Genomic DNA, 15853 nt, shown 5'->3' with positions numbered 1-15853 from the left:
GCCGGGTTCCCATATGGGAACTGCGTGAATGACAGAACCGTGTCCAGCGAGCAGAAGGTGGGTCTTGACATGATGGAGAATGGGGTTTCCGCAGCGGAGATTGAGGGCGTTGCATGGCTCAAGTCGGAGGCAAGTGTTGGGGCGGGAGAGTGTGTCGAGGCCGCTGTGCTTCCCGGTGGCGGAGTCGCTCTCAGGAACTCCCGGCATCCGGCCGGTCCGGCGCTCGTGTTCACCGACGCGGAGTGGGATGCCTTCCTGGCCGGTGCGAAGGGTAACGAGTTTGACCGGCGCACCGTCTAGGAATAACTAGGCGTGACGCCTTGGCCATAGTTTGTGATGGCGGGCATGCCTCCGGCACTCTGTGGGGAACCTCTGTCCTCCCTTCAGTTTCCGGAGTTCACATGCCCGCCGTCCCCAATCCCCGGCCTGATGGCCCTGTGGTTCCCATACAGGATTCGGGCGACAGTCTCAGTGGCCGGATGCTGGGCGACGAACTCCGTCGATTCCGGGAGCGGCGAGGCTACACACTGGCTGACGCGGCCCGGGTTATCCGTGCCAGCACGTCGAAGGTCAGCCGGCTGGAGCGAGGGCAGAACCCGGTCAAGTACCGCGACCTGAACGACCTCGCCGTGTTCTACGGTGTCTCGCGCGAGGATCGGGCTCACCTCGACCAGTTGCAGCAGCAGGTCGGCAACGAGGACCTGCTTCAGCGGTTCAACGATGTCACACCTTCCTTCTTCAAGCGCCTCATTCGTCTGGAGCGGTCGGCGGAGCGGATCACGGTGTTCGAACCGCGCGTCGTACCCGGACTTCTGCAGACAGAGGAGTACGCGCGTGCGCTGGTCCGGCTGATAGAGATCGATCGTCCCGACAGGGACATCGAGTTGATCGTCCGCCTTCGGAGGGAGCGCCAGCTCATGCTCGAAGGCGAGTTCCCCATTCTGGCAGCGCTCATCTACGAGAAGGCTCTCTATCAGCCTTACGGGCCGGGCGGCATGATGGCGGAGCAGATGCGCTACCTTCGCGATGCGGCCGAGAACGACAAGGTGTCCGTACGCATTTTGCCGGAGCATCTCATCTGCTTGCCGACTCCGATCTTTCACCTGCGGTTCCCTGATGGCGAGCACCAGGAGCTGGCGTACGTCGAGCACGCGAACAGCGCGAACTACATCACGCAGAGGGTGGAACTCGACCGCACCCGGCGCCAGTTGGACAACATCCTCCACAACGTCTACGGCCGTGAGGACAGCGTGGCGTCCCTGGAACGCGCCATCAGCTACTGGGAGCAAGCTGCGGCTGAGGAGCAGCCGGGCTAGGCGCAGCAGGAGCCCGGCTGCTCGCAGTCGGCTTCAGCTCCGCGTGGGGACGCGGCCGACGCCGCCCCATTCGACCCAGTCGGGTGGGCGCATGTGCGGGGGCGGAGGTGGTGCGTCGGGAAGCCAGTCGATGATGTCGACCAGGCCCGGGGGATCCACGATTTCCAGAGAATCGAAGTAGCGGGCTACTTCGTGCGGCTGGCGTACGCGGCCCCAGTTGCCTCCGGTCGCATTGTCCATCAGGTTCGTGACGCCGTCCCGTACCGCGGGGTCGTCGCTGACGAGCTGGCAGATGACCATGTAGCTGCCGGGCGCGAGCTGTTGACTGACGGTCTTTATCAGGGCGCCCGGGTCGTTGCGGTCGTCGGCGTCGGGCAGGCAGTGCAGGACGGACACGAAAAGCGCCGCGATGGGCTCGTTCCAGTCGAGGAAGCTGCTCGTGGCGTTTCTGATGTCGTCCGTGAGGCGCATGTCGCGGTCGACGACCTTCGTGTTCTCGTTGTCGTCGAGGTGGGTCCGGGCGTGGGCGAGGACCATGGGATCGTTGTCGATGTAGGCGACCCTGGCGGCTGGTGTGATGCCCTGGGCGATCTGGTGCACGTTGTCCTGGGTGGGCAGGCCGCTGCCGTGGTCGAGGAACTGCGTGATTCCCTTGTCGGCGGCGAGGAATCGCACGACCCGGCGGAGGAAGGCCCGGTTGTTCCGGGCGAGTTGCTGAGTGCTGGGTGCGATCGTCAGGAGTTCGCCGCAGGCCGTACGGTCGACCTCGTAGTTCTCCGTTCCCCCTAAAAGCCAGTCGTACATGCGCGCCGCGCTGGCCTGGCTGGTGTCGATCACGCGGTTAGTTTGGGGTTTCTCCCCCTTGGACATGCGCGCTCCCGTAAGCCCTGGTCCGGGCTGGCTCCCGTGGATGTAAGGGCTGATTCTAGGAGTTGCCCGTGGCTGACGGCTAGTCAGCATGAGGGGTCAACGGGAGCAGAAAGTCGCCACTCGGGGGTGCGAAATGCTGGTCAGCGCACGCCCCGGTGACGGGCGTGCGCTGACCGGGGTTCACCCTTCGAACGGGGTGCCGAGGTCCCGTTGGGCGCCGCGCAGCAGGGCGTGCGCGATCGGGTTCGTCATCCCCATGAGGTGAGCGGCTCGCTCGACGGGCAGGCCGAGATCGTGGTGGAGGATGACGATGTCGGCCTGGGCGGGTCTGAGGATGGCGTGAAGTCGCTCTGCCCGGCTGCCGGCGCGGGGTGTGCGGCGCTCGGCCTCGATGCGCAGATCGGTCCAGATGTGGGCGGCGGGGCACCGGCTGCCCAGGACCGTGAGCCAGCGGTCCTTCAGTGCCGACAGCACCGCGTCGACGCACCGGCCGGCTTCCGCGCGGTCGGTGATCCGCCGCTCCGCGTACTGGATGTACGCGGGCCGGTTCGCCTCGCACAGCGCGTGGTAACCGAGCCAGGAGATGGCCGTGCGGGCATCGCGGCCCCTTCGTTGACTCACGATGGCACCGCCTCCTCGCCGCGCTGCAGTTGTGCGGCCCGGGCGGAGACCCACAGCGCCTCGAACGCTGCCGGGTCTGCCCCGAGCCCGGCCAGGAGCACCCTGACCGTCGGCCACGACGGGACCACCCGCCCGCAGAGGGCTGCACGGGCTTGGGCCACGTCGACGTCCGAGGCGACCGCGAGACTGGGCGCTCCGGCAGCCAGCCAGGCACCCCGAAGTGCCGCCGCCAGACGGCCGGTACTGCCCCCGCCTCCCGGCAGCCGGTCACCCGAGGCGCACTCCCACAAGTGCAGAAGGTCCTGCGGCTGCCCGCGCAGGGCGTGCGTCACGGTGTACGTCTCGGGCCACGACACGACTGTCCGTCCCTCGACCATGTCCGTGACCGTCTCAAGGGGGAGCCCGGTCACGGCCGCGACTTCCGAGAGACTGACACGTGACCTTCCGCGGAGCGTGCGGAGAGCAGCCCCGAGATTCCGCCGGGCGCCTGGCGCCTGGCCTGAGGAGCGAGGGTGCGGCACGGCCCGCGACGTGCCTGACGGCGAGTCGGTACTCGCCGAGAGGATCATCGGCGGCGGCACGCGTGCGGCCAGCAGAGCGGAGGTACGGGATCCGCCCCACCGGGCCGTGGCCGACGCCCGGCTCACTCCTGCCGCGGCGGCGACGTCCTGCCAGCTCTCGCCGCGCCGCACGGCGGAATCAACCGCGACAGCGGTCAGGCACTCCGCATCCCTGGCGATGTGCCCGGCGAGCACGAAGATGCTCTCCAGGCCGAGTTGCCGGCCGCCGTACAACTGGAGGCTGCTGGTCACCAGATCGTGCGCGATCGGCCGCCAGGACGGCCCGGGATCGCGCCGTGCGTGGTCCCGCTCGCGCTGGGCCTGACGCCTGCACCGCGGCGTGCAGTAGATACGAGGGCGCCCGCCTTTCCTCGTCCTCTCGATGCGGACATCGCACCGTGCGCACCGGACCCCCTGTGATGGCTCCGCCATCAGATCTCCCTTCGTCACCCCGGAGGCGCGGTCGTCCGCAGCGCCCGGGAACTCCAGCAGTTGAAGCCGAGCGGGGCCGCTACGAACGGCCCCGCTCGGTAAGGGGTCAGGCCCAGCGGTAGTGCACCCGGTGAAGCACGCTCCCGCGACTCGCCCGCAGCAGCACGGCCACGAACGGCAGCACCAGCGGCCAGTACTCAGGCAGGTGCGACGGAGCCGGAAGCACCGTGATGATGACAACCGCAACGATGACCAGAATGGCGACAGTCAGCAGACTTCCACACACACGGACATCGGTCCGCGAAATCCCGGTGGTTTCGCCGGCACCCGCGAGAGGGATACTCCCGTGGGGGAAAACCGGGGACGCCTTGCCAGACTCCCGGTTCACTCCTGAGGTCATGCTCATAACCTTCCTTGGTTAGCGATGGCCCGACAGGTGGCCCCGGGGCTCTCATCCCGGGGCCATCGGCGTCACGGTCCGCCATCGAAAGACCGCGATCCGTCATCAGACTATCGGGAAAAGTTAGCCTTCGCTGCAATCCGAAGAAGACTCCCCTCATGCAACGCAGATCCCATATGCAACGCATCCCCGAGTGGGCAGCCATCGTTTCTTTGATGACCGAATTTGATCGCTGCGACGGCATTTAAGAATGCTGAAGAGTCTTTAGTCGAGCGAACAGTGATCGAAGATGGAAAAAGCGCAGGCGAGAAGCCTGGGAGGCACCTCGACTTATGCGCGATTGGGGCAGAAAGAGGAATGATGACTTCCTGATGCATCAGTTCGTGCATATGGGAAAGACGCAAATGCGCGAAAGTGAACAGCAGCCCGCTGGACCGACCACTGGGCCGTACGCCTCGGTCTACAAGCCTGAGAGATACAGGCGCGGGGTCGCCGCGCTCTTGGGAGGGTGGGGGTTTGCTACGCGAACGGCACCTTGCGCCGCTGACAGTGCCGCGAGATTTTCACACGGCGCCGGTTGGAGAGTTCGCTCAAGTTTCCGCACTCGATCCGACGTTCACGCCAGCCCAGGTAACGCCAAGCCACATGAGGACGTCGCCGAAGTGCAGGTAGCGGACCAGGTAGATGCTCGTGGGCGTCGCGCGCCGGCTCCGAGCAACCAAACAGGTCGAGGTCGCGAGGCTGACAGGCGGGCCCGATCACGCATCCACCATTGACTTGCTAAAGATCGACGTCGAAGGTGCCGAACTTGAGTTGTTGCTCGGCATCGATGGAAGGCAATGGTCGACCATCGCCCACATCGTGGGCGAGGCCCAGGACGTCGGTGGCTAGAGGACAAGATGCTCCACCTGCTGGACCGGCACGATTTCGCCACCCATGTGACTCAAGGCGCCATGATGGACCCCGGGAGATGGGCTGCCGTATCGTCACCGTGCGACGAGGTACGCCCGCGTAGGCTGGGTCCCCCAACGCAGGGACCGACGCCGCAGGAGCAAACGGTCGACGCAAGGCACCGCCGCTACATGTGGCCATCGAATCGAAGGATCACGCGTCGCGACCCGGCGGCTGACCCTGGCCGGTACACAGAAGCAGGGATCGCTCAGACCGGTTCGGCCGGTTCGAGGATGTCTCTGGCGTCATCGACTACCAACTGCAGATGCCGCCGTAGCATCCGCAGCTGCTTGGTGCGGGACTGCTTCGCATGGGGGAGGACCGTCCCTGTGAGCACACGGTAGCTGCGTGTCGCCTCCGCGCCCAGTCGCATGATTTCGTACGCCTCGGCCACATCCGGAAGGTACGCCGTCCGGTAGACGTGCCCGTGCGGGTCGTAGGAGTAAACGGCGTCGGTGCCTTTCATGCCCGCGATGGCTTCTCGCAAGATGCTCAAACCATGCCGTGTCTGGCACTCGGTGAAGCCCGTCGTGTCCATGATTTCGGTGAAGGTGAGCCCCCGTGTGCCTGCTCTCTGCAGAGCGTCGAAAACGCTCCCGGCCAGGAAGTCGGGGCGCTGGTGCGCTGTCATCTTTCTCGTCTCCTCGCCCCCCAGCCGGAGGAGTGGCAACCTCGCGCCAGGTTCCGTTCGTCTCCTCCAGCCCCTTGTTGGCTAGATCTGGATCTCCTTCTCCGTGCGCGCTGGGAGGAGGAACTCTATGGGTGCACGCCTGTCATGACTCGCCCGCGATCAGACGTTCCAGTGCCGCGTCCATGTCGGTGCTGCCGGTCGCCAGGACGTGCTCGGTCCATTCGACTGCCGCGGTCACCCGGCCAAGGCCCTCACGGATTGAGTCCTTGGAGTCCTGCGATAGTTCGGCCAGATGCAAGTCCGGCAGGGTCCTGCCGATGCCGCTCGCGAAGGAGGAGCACAGACCCAGAACGGTCAACACCTCCTGCTGCTCATTCAGCTTCTGGACCTCCGGAAGCTTCCTCGTCTCCTCGCGGCCCTCACGGATCCTGCTGACCTGAGCCCGGTTGAAGGTCTCCCGGACATGCGGCTTGTCCGCGACGCGCTTGACGACGCCGGGCCGGCGCATGGCTCGCTCTACCACTTCGACGGCCATCTCGTCATCGAGCTGGTCTTCGACCTGTCGAAGCTTCTCCTCCATGCCCTCGGGCGTATCCGTCTTTCTGCCCAGAACACGGTTGGCTGCGTCGCACGTCCACCGACGCTCTCCGGTCCTCCGGTAGACGGGCGGGTTAGCGATCAACTCGAACCGGTCGGGACGGCGGGACAAGATGGAGTGCACCGTCCAGCAGACGCTCTTTGCCCGCTGCTTCTTCGGCCACGCTCCGGATACAAGCCGATACTCTTCGAACCTCTCGCGCTCAAGTCCGACTTCCTCGGCATAGTTCGCTAGCATCTTGTACGCCTTCACCGGCAGCCGTTTGCCCTTGGGAGGCAAAGGAACCATCTCCAGCCCGATGTCACCCAGCGCGAACTGGGCTGACCCTTCGGAGCCGACAAGTCTCTGCCCTTTGTGGATCAGGTCCGTCCACTCATTGGCACGGTAGTCAGTGACCAGGCTCATGGTCATAGGGACCTCCCAAAGGAGCCACTCCCCGATAAGTGCATTTTAGCTCGATATGCGAAGAGTGCCCTACCGGCTCAGGACTCCCGTCTCGCACTGCCAAGAGCCTGGAGCGACCTGCCGCAGGGGATCTGTCGAGGCCGACGGATCCTGAGCACCGTTTCGCCCCGGTGTTCCCCGAGGAGCCGGCACGCGTGACGTTCGCGTTGCCGACGGGTCGCCGCCCCTGCAGGCGATTACTCATGCAGGATTCAACGTCTTGCTGACTCGTCAGCGTGCACCGCGTGCGGTCCGGCAGGCGTGGCGGTGGTCACGGGGCTGGCAGCTGCGGTCAGCGACGCGCGCCGTCGTCCGGGCCTTTATCCCGGACGACGGCGCGCGTTCTCGGTGTACTGGGGGCTCAGGCTGCAGGCAGCGGGATGGCGCCGGTGGTCGGCTTCGGCCCCTGTCTGGGAGCTCGGACAGGCGGCACGGTCGTCAATTAGCCCCGCGACCTGAAGAACCCGGCGAGCCACGTGGCGGATCGTGTGGGCCTCGGCAGCCGACAAGAAGTGACCGGCGCTCCACGACGGCCACGTTCCGGCCCCGATATCAGCGCGGGCACACCGGCGCGGGCCAGGGCCGCGTCTGACGACCGTCCCGAATGCTGCGGTACGGCGCTGGCCGTGGCGCGGTCGTCCCGACCTTCCTCGCGGAAACGCCGGGTCATCAACTACCAACACCTCCGCAGTCGCGTCAAAGCGGGGGAACATAGCGCGGGATCGGCGGTCGGCCAAACCGGCGATCCCCCGCATCATTGAAAGTCCACCGCCGCGACTTGCCCGTACGTCGAAAGGCACCACCGACGACCACCAACCAACCGCGAATCGCTCACGGCCAAGGTGCCGTCACGCGATCACCCTGCTGCGTAACTCGCCCGGAACAGATCCCGGGCACGCTCCACGTCTCTCGGAGTGCGGAGCTGCACCTCCAGGTCGCCCGTTCCGTGGTGGCCGAGGCCGGACACGTCCCGGGTGAACCCGGGAACGAGGTCGACGTCCTTGGGGTCGACCTTCAGGTAAACTAGGAGCTTGCTCCGCTGAGGCGGACACAGGCAGGCAAAGTTCCGCAGCCGCTGATACGCCCGGTACTGCTTGCGCTCGACACGGTTCACACCGTCACCGAGCCCGAGCAGCGCCTCATCGATCGTGCCCGCCAGCTCCACCATCGACGCACCCTGGACATCGGCTGCCGCCCGTGCGACCGCCTGTCGGCGCACACGCCGCGGTGCCTGCGTCCCACCGCTCACGGACGCTACCGTCTCAAGGCCGAGCAGGTCGCTGCCGAAGAGTCGGTAGCGGACCAGGTCGATCGACCTCCGGTGCTCGCGTACGGCATGCACGTCGTAGCGCGTGAAATCGCCGGCGATACAGATCAGCCGCGGTCCGCTCCACAGCACCTGCGACGCGGCTGCGGCCCCGAGCCGGTCGCGGACCAGATGCTCGAACTCCGCCCGGTGGTCCACCAGCCACGCCAGGTAGAACAAGCCCTGGTTGATGACGCCGGCATCGACGCCCCGCTTGTACTCCACGATGACCGGCGACCCGTTCTCGTCCAGCCCGAGCGAGTCGATCCGGCCCCCATGAACCGGCCCCGTGCCGTACTCGCCCGCAAGGAAACGCACACCCAGCAGCGTCTCCATGTGCGCCTCGACAAGGCCCTGCACATCCGCCTCGACCTCAGCAAGACGCGGCGCGACCTCAGTCACGCCGCTTTTCGTTGTGTCCGTACGGAACAGCTTCAAGCCGACCACCCCCGCCAACGCATCGGAAATCAACAACGTCGGGCAGGCAGCGATTTGTTTCCGCAACGGTCGTTAAGTCCGTGAAGAACATGTACCGAAGGGACGGCCGTCCGGGTCAGTGGCCCCCAGCGCACGACCACGACCCCCACCGGTTGGCGCGTTGCGTCGTCATCCAGCACGAATCCAGCACGGTACAGATATGAGAGGTGATGACAGGTGACGAGAGGTCAGGAAATCCAGCACTTATCCAGCACGGTAAAAAGATAGGGCCTGACCTCGAAGAGTCAGACCCTATCTGATCTGCATGTTTGCCAGATCAGCGACGTGGTGCTACAGGAGCGGCTAAATATCGAAGCGGAACTTCACCACAGGCTCATGCCACGCGCGGCACACTCCCGTGGCCTCGTCGGCGAGAGGCCCGCGTCTGGCACGACAGCCCCACGGCCGCCCCGCTGTTGGCCACGTGGCCAACGCGTGACCAACAGCGGTCAGGAACAGGCAGAAACACCCTGATCAGGTCCGATCTAGACGGAAGACGAGAACCGCCAATCGGACCGTAAACTGCCTGGTCAGAGAGCCCTCACGTCTCTATCAGGCCAGGGGTGGCGGCCCCCACAGGACTGATAGACGAAGACCGAGGCCAGCTGCCCCCTTTCAGCTCGCCTCCTTGCCTTGCACCAGCACCGAGCCCTTGGCCAGGCACACGTGTCAGAGATCGGCCTCCGCCTCCTCGTCCGCACTGGTTTCGTCCTCGATCAGCCCGTACGGCGGACGGTCGTCGTTGCGGCTGTAGCGCACCACCACGTCGTTCTCCACCAACGGCGGCGGGCTGTTGTCGGCGACGATGAGCTGTGCTCGGCTGCCGCGGTCCGCGAGCCATCGAGAGAGGTGCTGGTAGAAGTCGCCGATCGCCACGGCGTCCGCGATCACGGCATCGAGGGTGCCGCCGTGGCCGAGGTTCTTCTGCGGACTGTCGATCATGAGAAATCCAGGGTGTGCGGCCCCTTCTTCGACGGCGATCTCGAAGACGGCGAGCTGCCAGGCCAAGGTCAGCAGGGTGCGGGCGCCGGATGAGGCTTCCTGGTACGGCTCACCCCGTACGAAGGGGGTGAGGTCGGTCTTGATGAAGGGGGTACTGACCTTGGGGTAGCGCCAGGCCCGCAGGAGTTCGCCGTACCGGCTGCTGATCTTAGCGATGACACGGTCGCGGTCGTGGGAGGCGTCTCCGAGCTGTTCGAGTTCCTCCCGGAGACGGGCGATCTCGGATTCGTGGCGTTCCACGGCATCGGCCCGTTTGGTGAGTCCTTCGCGGAGTTTGACCGCGCTCTCGGCCTGTTCGAGTTGGCGCAGGACCTGCTCGCGCCTCCGGTGGAGGTCGTCGCGGGCTGCGAGGAACGGTGAGACAGAGGGGGACGTCGCGGCGTCCAGCGCGGCGGCGGCTTCCTCCTCCCGGAGGGCCGCGTCTTCAGCCTGGAGCTTGAGCGGGGCGAGCGAGGCACCAAGCTCGTCGATGTAGCTGCTGATCTCTTTGAGGCGGGCCTTGGTAGACCGGGTCTCCGCCTTGACGTCCACCCGGCTGTCCCCGGCCTGGGTGCTGGCGTCGGCAGTACCCAGGGCCAATGCCCCCTCTTCTGCGCTCAGTTCGTGACGGCACAGGCTGCAGCGTCCGTTGCCGGCGGTGGGGACGGCCGACAGCCGGTTCAGGCAGGCGGGGCAGGTGGTGACGCTCAAAGGGTCGAAGAGCTGCTGCGCCTCGCCGAGCATGCCGAGCTTGAGGAGATCATCCGCGTACTGGGCCCGCAGAGGCAGCAGGCGTTGGAGCTGCGTTTCGCAGTCCCGCAGGACCGCTGCCGCCCGGCGGGAAATCCCGGCCGCCGCCTTGTGCTGGCTGCGCAGCTGGGCCGCGAATTCCGTTCCCGCCTGCGCACGGCGATCCAACTCCCTCAGCCGGCTCGTGATGTCGGCGAGTTCCCGTTCATGGACGGCAGGGGCGGGTTCGTTGTTCAGCGCGGAGGGAGCCTGCTCCACGACGAAGGCACGGGCTGCCGCGAGTTCGGCCTTGGCGCGGTTGAGCCGGCCGCCGAGTTCCTGGATGCGCTGGCCGAGTTCGACGGCGCGGTCATCGTGGACCCCGAAAGCGACGTCGACGACCTGCCGCAGTTTGTGCTTGCGCATGTAGTCGTTCTCGAACAGGAAGTTCTTGTCCGCGACGCGTTCGTTGGGAAGGAAGGCGAGCCACATCACGTCGCGGAAGCTGAGCGGGTCCGTACGGGATTCGCTGTTCGTGGGCGCTTCGCGTAGCTGGACACCTGCGAGCTTGCAGTGGCTCAGCAGGAGGGAGGACAGGCTCTCCTGCGCCCCGGGCGGATCGATGGTCCTGCGCTCGGCCCGGGAGACGGTCGTACTGTCGAGCGTTCCGCGGCGGACGAAGGCGACCTTGGAGGGCTCTCCGACCGACCGCTCGATCACATGCGGCTCGCCGGAGAGCTCGACCTCCAGAAGGCACGAACGGACCCTGCGCAGCACTTCCTGGTGGCGGGGGTGCCGCTTCGCGCCGAGCCCGTAGGCGATGAACTCCAGCACCGCTGTTTTGCCGGAGCTGAACGCCCCGGCGATGACGGAGAGGTTCCGCACCCTCTGTCCGGAGGTGAAGTCGACGTCGTAGGACCGCTCCATGCCGACCAGGCGCAGGCGGCAGATGCGGATGCCGGGAAGCGGCTCCATGGTGGTCATCCCTCCCAGGACGTTTCCAGCACGGGCCCCGGGCCCAGGACGCTCATGAGGGCTGCAGCGTGTCCGTCGGGTCCGTCCGGCCTCAGCCAACGGGCGGTCTGCTCGCGCAGTCTCTTGTCGTTGAGTTTGCGGAGCTGGCGGACGACGATGCCGGCGGCGGTGGTGAAGGAGGTGGCGTAGGTGGCGGTGAACCGGCCGCCGAGATCCTGACCGGCCTCGGTGATCGAGTAGGTGAGGGAGCCGTCGCGGTTGCGGATGCGGCAGCACCCGTAGGCCACCAGGAGCGCCAGGTCGTGCTGGATCCGCTCGCGACGGCTTGTGAACCGCTGGGAGGAGGACGCGTAGGCCAGGACCTGCGGGTCGAATCCGGCCAGTCGCAGGAGGCTGGCCTCCCGGCCCTCGGGGGGAACGACGAGGAAGGGGTTCGCGGACAGGAAGTCGTAGTACCCGATGCGCTCCAGGGTCGCCCCGTTCGCGTCCTGCGCGGCGACGGCGTCCAGGAGCAGCAGCAGTTGAGCGAGGCGGAAAGGCACCTCGTCCTCAGGCATCACGACCGGCCGGTCTGCGTGCACGGCATGCTCCTCATCAGTGGTCGGGCGGTACGGGCGGTTGGGAGGTCTCAGTCGTCGGCGTGACCGCTCGCGATCTGCCGCCAGTGCGTGACCCACCCTGCCCGACGGTTGTCGACCAGCCGGTGGACCAGGCCCCAGCTGTGCGTCACCTCCAGACGCAGCGCCTTGGGCAGTTTGTCGTGCTCGGAGCGCACCTCGCGCCAGACCCGGCCGTGCAGAGCGGGGAGGGTGCCCTCGGACGAGCACTCGTTGAACTGCATCTCCCACACGCCGTGCAAGGTGGCGTCGGCAGAGCTCAGTGCGGCAACCTCAGCCAGCACACCCTTGTGCGCGACTTCACGCGCCACCAGGTCGGCATTGAAGAACTGCCGTTTGGCCGAGTCCAGTTCGACGTGGCCAGCCTCGGTCATCTGCCGCACGAACAGGGCCGAGTCGAGCGCCGCCGCCTTGTCCTCCCCCACGTCCAGCACGAGCCGCATCTGCTCCTGGACGAGAGCGGCGGGCGTGAAGACTTCGTAGTAGGCGCGGCGCACCTGGTCACCCTCGGGGCTCTGCAGCTTCTTCACGAGCGTGGTCTCGTCCCACAGCTCGATGACGAGGTCGTGTGCCTTCTCCTGCCGCTTCTTCCAGCCGTCCCACCATTTGGCTGCCGGGCCGTCCATGCTGGAGGGAATGCACAGGATCCAGAGCTTGATGGTGTGACCGTTGGCCGCCGCGGCCTTCAGCGCGTTCGCGAGCGACTCGCGAATCTGCTGCGACTGGCTGGTCGTGGTCTTCGGCATGAAGTACTTGGACTGCCACACCGTGATGGCGCCCCCGAGGTCACCGGCGAACGCGTCGATTCCCCAGTCGCCGGGATTCACCGCGATCATCCGGACATTCGGATTGGTCGCACTGGCGAGCTGCGCGAGCATCTGCTCGAAGTCGGCCCGACCCCCGTCCGCGTTTCCGGACCGCCATTCGTGCACGCCGAAATGGATGGGCGGAACCCCGGCCGCCACCGGCATGGAGCTGTTCAACCCGCACCCCCGAATCCAGCAGGCAACCCGAACGAACCACATTCAGCAGGCTGTTCACCCTGCGCCACACACAGTAACGGCCGTCAGCGTACGTGGTGCGGAATCATCCGATCAAGGTGCTTGCGACGGGCAATGTCCCGGCGGCAGCGGGATGCTGGATGGGGCCGGTGCGCAGCTACAGCAGCAGTCCGCTCGCCCCGTTGGCGTGCGCGATGATCTCGGCCGGTGATAGACACGGCCGTCTCCTCGGGCGTACGGGCTCCCAGGTCGAGGCCGATGGGAGAACGCAGTGAGGCCAGCTGCTGTCCCTCCCCTCCGGCTTCCCGCAGGAGACGCAGGCGCTCCTCGTGGGTGCGGCGGGAGCCCATCGCGCCGACGTAGCCGACGGGCAGGCCACCAAGGGAGGCCGCGCTGTCGTTCGATCAAGGCGCCCGCCAGCGCCAAGGTCTCGGCGGCTGCGCTCCGCCCTACGTCGAGCAGAGCCGAAAGGGCACCGTCCGCCGTGGGAGTCCTCTGGGACTTTCCAGGGACTTCCGGCCCCATCAAGCGGTACGAACATGAAACAGCCGAAAGGCCATTCGCGCAGCTCAGCGACCACACGCCACTCATCGCGGCAGGTCACCGCGTTCAGTGGTCTCTTCCGCGACATCTGATGCTGATGCCCGGATGCCCGGTCCGCCGGCGTACCCCTTTCGGTGGAGCTGGAAGGGGTACGCCGGCGGAGTCCGGGCCTCAGGTTCGGAGGTCCGTGGTGACGGTGGAGGCGGGGGTCGTCAGGACGGCGTCGAAGGCGTCGATGACGGGGGTGCGTAGGTAGGTGCCCTGTAGCCGGACGCGGTCGGGGTCGTCGTCGGGGCGGTCGGGAGTCTCCGTGCGTGCCGTGCGGAGATCGGCGATGCCGAGTCCGAGGCCCGCGTCGGCGAAGGCGGCCTCGACGCTTCCGGGTTCGGGCGGTCCCAGCGCCGTGTCGACGAGGGTGAAGCCGAAGGGCGCCGTCTCGTCACGGTGCATGTCCGCGGTGTGGCCGGCGATGCTGGTCAGGCCGAGCGCGAAGTAGTCGTCCCCCAGCGCACGCCGCAGTTGCTGTCCCATGGGGAGCCCCGTGAGGTGCCCGTCGAAGGAGATGGGCGCCGTCTGGATGTGGGCGTTGTGGGCGGCCAGGACGACGCGGGTGCCGGGGGCGAGGCGTTCCAGGTGCCAGAGGACCGATCTGGCCATGTACGCGTCCCGGGCCGAGGTGTCGGCGGTGAGGCCGTTGCCCGCGAACAGGCCGGCCATGGCGCGGAAGGTGTAGTCCGCGTGGCAGGCGCCTTCGAGACTGTGCAGGGCGAGGTCGTACTCGTACCGGCCGCCTCGGGTCGCGTACAGGGGTTCGAGGGCGCGGAAGCGGACGAGCAGGCGGGCGAGAGTCGCGGTGAGGGTGTCCTGTTCGGTGGCGGGCAGGCGCGCCCAGGCGGGTGCGGCCACGGCACCGGAGCCGCCCGCGAACGACGCGGCGATCCGCGTGGCCGTCTCGACGGCCGGCACGCTCTCGGGGTCGACTCGGCGCAGGTAGTCGGCGACGGGTGCCAGGGCGGGAAGCAGGGATCCGCCCGCAGCAGGGATGTCGATGCCGGCGAAGCGCACCGGTGGTGAGGCGGTGTGGTTGTGCCGGCGGACCCATTTCAGCGGTTCGGTGAGCCCGATGGGGATCGCCCGGGCGAGGTGGACCGCCAGATCCTCGTCCGTTCCCTCTCCCCCGGCCCAGGCGTCCAGGGGGAAGCCTTCGCTGAAGCCGTACTCGAAGGCCAGGACGGTGAAGCCGCAGCGTTCGACGAGGAAGCGCAGGATGCGGCGGCGCAGTAGCGCGAACTCTTCGATGAAGTGGGAGTGTTCGCCGATCGCGACGACGCGGGCGCCGCCGATGACGCCGCGCAGCGGTTCCAGGTCGTCGAGCGGCGCCCCGGGGTCGAGATGGGTGAGCGGGACGGCGCGTTCGCGCAGCCAGTCGGTGAACGGGGCGGCGGAGGTCGGACGGGGCATGCTGACGGCTCGATTCTCAGTGCGGGCGGTGCCGTTGGTACGCCGTTGGGCCGGGGTTCGCGGCCTCCAGGGCGTCGACGGTGGCGGACATGACCGTGGGAGATGCTCGGTGAGGTGTGGCAGGGGCCAGGCCCGCCAGGCGACTGCGAGGAGGCGGTCGCTGTCGGCGGCGCTGTACCGGCGGCGCGGCAGCCGGGCGGCAGCCCGATCGACGCAGCACGGAGGACGAGGTGAGCAGACTGCCCGGCCTCGGCGCCACGAGGGCCGGCACGGACCATGGGGCGGACCGTACGTGGGTGGTCATGGCGGACGTCGAGGGCAACGAGTTCTGCGCAGTGCGCACCCTGACACCGCGGCGGGACTAAGAGGCTGTCCCGCGGATCATGTGACTCCGCCCGTGATCTCCGCCGGATCTAGTGGCCGGTTGTGCCGTCGAGCATCTCGCGCAGGATGTCCAGATGGCCGTTGTGACGGGCCGTCTCCTCGATCAGGTGGTGCATGATCCAGCGCAAGTCGACGTGGACGCCGTTGCGGATGGTGCGCTGGGCCTGCTTGCCCAGGTCGCTTCCGGCGACCAGTTCGCGGTAGAGGCTGCTCTGTTCGGCGTATTCGTCGAGCAGCTGGGTGAGCGGGAAGTCGACGGCGATACGCATCTCGCGGTCGGGGTCCTCATCCGTCATGGGGGCCCGGTCCTCCTCGCCGAGGAAGACCACGTGGAACCAGTAGTACTCGACCCAGCGGAGGTGGTTGATCAGACCGCTCATGGTCATCAGCGGTGAGCCCGGCAGGAGAGCCTTGCGCGCGTTCTCGTCGGAGACGCCTTCGCATTTGGCGCGTGCGGTGCCACGGGCGTAGTCGAGAAACGTGGTGAGCTGGGTGCGGTCGTCCCACGCGGGCGGTGTGTCATTGATTCTGGTCATCGCGCGAAGCATTCCGGATC

At 67.0% G+C, this 15853-nt stretch carries 15 protein-coding genes and 2 pseudogenes; 4 read left to right on the top strand and 13 right to left on the bottom strand.

What is annotated here, in order from left to right:
* Positions 1-69 precede the first annotated feature (69 nt).
* Positions 70-300, top strand: a complete 231-nt coding sequence (locus tag BHU15_RS23285; protein ID WP_069628986.1) for a DUF397 domain-containing protein — start codon at positions 70-72, stop codon at positions 298-300.
* 179 nt (positions 301-479) lie between these two features.
* Positions 480-1316 (top strand): helix-turn-helix domain-containing protein, encoded by an 837-nt coding sequence (locus tag BHU15_RS23280; protein WP_069628979.1) that lies wholly within the window; start codon positions 480-482, stop codon positions 1314-1316.
* Between the two features lie 33 nt (positions 1317-1349).
* Here the strand turns inward: BHU15_RS23280 and BHU15_RS23275 are convergent, their stop codons facing one another.
* The 4 genes from BHU15_RS23275 to BHU15_RS23260 all read right to left on the bottom strand — a co-directional run bounded on the left by BHU15_RS23275 (position 1350) and on the right by BHU15_RS23260 (position 4205).
* Positions 1350-2186, bottom strand: coding sequence for an SAM-dependent methyltransferase (locus tag BHU15_RS23275; protein WP_069628978.1), 837 nt, complete (start codon positions 2184-2186; stop codon positions 1350-1352).
* A 180-nt stretch (positions 2187-2366) separates the two neighbouring features.
* A complete protein-coding gene (locus BHU15_RS23270; RefSeq protein ID WP_069628977.1) occupies positions 2367-2807 on the bottom strand; it encodes a hypothetical protein in 441 nt (146 codons plus the stop codon).
* On the bottom strand, positions 2804-3619 hold the full coding sequence (locus BHU15_RS23265; protein WP_069628976.1) for a helix-turn-helix domain-containing protein: 816 nt from the start codon (positions 3617-3619) through the stop codon (positions 2804-2806). The genes BHU15_RS23270 and BHU15_RS23265 overlap by 4 nt, the downstream gene beginning before the upstream one ends.
* A 286-nt stretch (positions 3620-3905) precedes the next feature.
* Positions 3906-4205 (bottom strand): hypothetical protein, encoded by a 300-nt coding sequence (locus tag BHU15_RS23260; RefSeq protein ID WP_069628975.1) that lies wholly within the window; start codon positions 4203-4205, stop codon positions 3906-3908.
* A 684-nt stretch (positions 4206-4889) separates the two neighbouring features.
* On the opposite strand from BHU15_RS23260, the gene BHU15_RS23255 reads away from it, so the two are divergent.
* On the top strand, positions 4890-5090 hold the full coding sequence (locus tag BHU15_RS23255) for an FkbM family methyltransferase (RefSeq protein ID WP_171908427.1): 201 nt from the start codon (positions 4890-4892) through the stop codon (positions 5088-5090).
* A 268-nt stretch (positions 5091-5358) separates the two neighbouring features.
* Here the strand turns inward: BHU15_RS23255 and BHU15_RS23250 are convergent, their stop codons facing one another.
* From BHU15_RS23250 to BHU15_RS23220, 8 genes and pseudogenes are all read right to left on the bottom strand, one after another.
* A complete protein-coding gene (locus BHU15_RS23250; RefSeq protein WP_069628973.1) occupies positions 5359-5781 on the bottom strand; it encodes a hypothetical protein in 423 nt (140 codons plus the stop codon).
* Positions 5782-5923: 142 nt separating this feature from the next.
* Positions 5924-6790, bottom strand: a complete 867-nt coding sequence (locus BHU15_RS23245; RefSeq protein WP_069628972.1) for a DUF6192 family protein — start codon at positions 6788-6790, stop codon at positions 5924-5926.
* A gap of 889 nt (positions 6791-7679) precedes the next feature.
* Positions 7680-8576, bottom strand: a complete 897-nt coding sequence (locus BHU15_RS23240) for a DUF5655 domain-containing protein (protein WP_069628985.1) — start codon at positions 8574-8576, stop codon at positions 7680-7682.
* 699 nt (positions 8577-9275) lie between these two features.
* Positions 9276-11291: a coiled-coil domain-containing protein gene (locus BHU15_RS23235; RefSeq protein WP_255293190.1), complete on the bottom strand. Its 2016-nt coding sequence runs from the start codon at positions 11289-11291 to the stop codon at positions 9276-9278.
* 5 nt (positions 11292-11296) lie between these two features.
* Complete coding sequence (locus BHU15_RS23230) at positions 11297-11872, bottom strand: ABC-three component system middle component 2 (protein ID WP_069628970.1); 576 nt, start codon at positions 11870-11872, stop codon at positions 11297-11299.
* A 47-nt stretch (positions 11873-11919) separates the two neighbouring features.
* The gene (locus tag BHU15_RS23225) at positions 11920-12879 is read right to left on the bottom strand and encodes a serine/threonine protein kinase (RefSeq protein ID WP_255293189.1); all 960 of its coding nucleotides are present in this window, start codon (positions 12877-12879) and stop codon (positions 11920-11922) included.
* A gap of 187 nt (positions 12880-13066) precedes the next feature.
* Positions 13067-13283: pseudogene (locus BHU15_RS38510) on the bottom strand (XdhC family protein); the annotation flags it as partial.
* 340 nt (positions 13284-13623) lie between these two features.
* Positions 13624-14913, bottom strand: coding sequence for an erythromycin esterase family protein (locus BHU15_RS23220; RefSeq protein ID WP_069628969.1), 1290 nt, complete (start codon positions 14911-14913; stop codon positions 13624-13626).
* A gap of 203 nt (positions 14914-15116) precedes the next feature.
* Here BHU15_RS23220 and BHU15_RS41530 point away from each other — a divergent pair.
* Positions 15117-15278 (top strand): annotated as a pseudogene (locus BHU15_RS41530) (VOC family protein); the annotation flags it as partial.
* 48 nt (positions 15279-15326) lie between these two features.
* Here BHU15_RS41530 and BHU15_RS23215 read toward each other — a convergent pair.
* Entirely contained in the window at positions 15327-15833 is a 507-nt protein-coding gene (locus BHU15_RS23215; RefSeq protein WP_069628968.1) for a DinB family protein, read from the bottom strand.
* Positions 15834-15853: the final 20 nt, after the last annotated feature.

It is taken from the genome of Streptomyces niveus (genome assembly GCF_001723055.1).
Classification (GTDB): Bacteria; Actinomycetota; Actinomycetes; order Streptomycetales; family Streptomycetaceae; genus Streptomyces; species Streptomyces niveus.
This window is presented reverse-complemented; position numbering and strand designations above follow the sequence as displayed.

What these genes read in the sequence shown, in the direction of transcription:
- BHU15_RS23275 (WP_069628978.1), bottom strand. Translation starts at nt 2,186, where the DNA reads ATGTCCAAGGGGGAGAAACCCCAAACTAACCGCGTGATCGACACCAGC.
- BHU15_RS23245 (WP_069628972.1), bottom strand. Translation starts at nt 6,790, where the DNA reads ATGACCATGAGCCTGGTCACTGACTACCGTGCCAATGAGTGGACGGAC.
- BHU15_RS23285 (WP_069628986.1), top strand. Translation starts at nt 70, where the DNA reads ATGATGGAGAATGGGGTTTCCGCAGCGGAGATTGAGGGCGTTGCATGG.
- BHU15_RS23250 (WP_069628973.1), bottom strand. Translation starts at nt 5,781, where the DNA reads ATGACAGCGCACCAGCGCCCCGACTTCCTGGCCGGGAGCGTTTTCGAC.
- BHU15_RS23225 (WP_255293189.1), bottom strand. Translation starts at nt 12,879, where the DNA reads ATGCCGGTGGCGGCCGGGGTTCCGCCCATCCATTTCGGCGTGCACGAA.
- BHU15_RS23280 (WP_069628979.1), top strand. Translation starts at nt 480, where the DNA reads ATGCTGGGCGACGAACTCCGTCGATTCCGGGAGCGGCGAGGCTACACA.
- BHU15_RS23235 (WP_255293190.1), bottom strand. Translation starts at nt 11,291, where the DNA reads ATGGAGCCGCTTCCCGGCATCCGCATCTGCCGCCTGCGCCTGGTCGGC.
- BHU15_RS23220 (WP_069628969.1), bottom strand. Translation starts at nt 14,913, where the DNA reads ATGCCCCGTCCGACCTCCGCCGCCCCGTTCACCGACTGGCTGCGCGAA.
- BHU15_RS23215 (WP_069628968.1), bottom strand. Translation starts at nt 15,833, where the DNA reads ATGACCAGAATCAATGACACACCGCCCGCGTGGGACGACCGCACCCAG.
- BHU15_RS23260 (WP_069628975.1), bottom strand. Translation starts at nt 4,205, where the DNA reads ATGAGCATGACCTCAGGAGTGAACCGGGAGTCTGGCAAGGCGTCCCCG.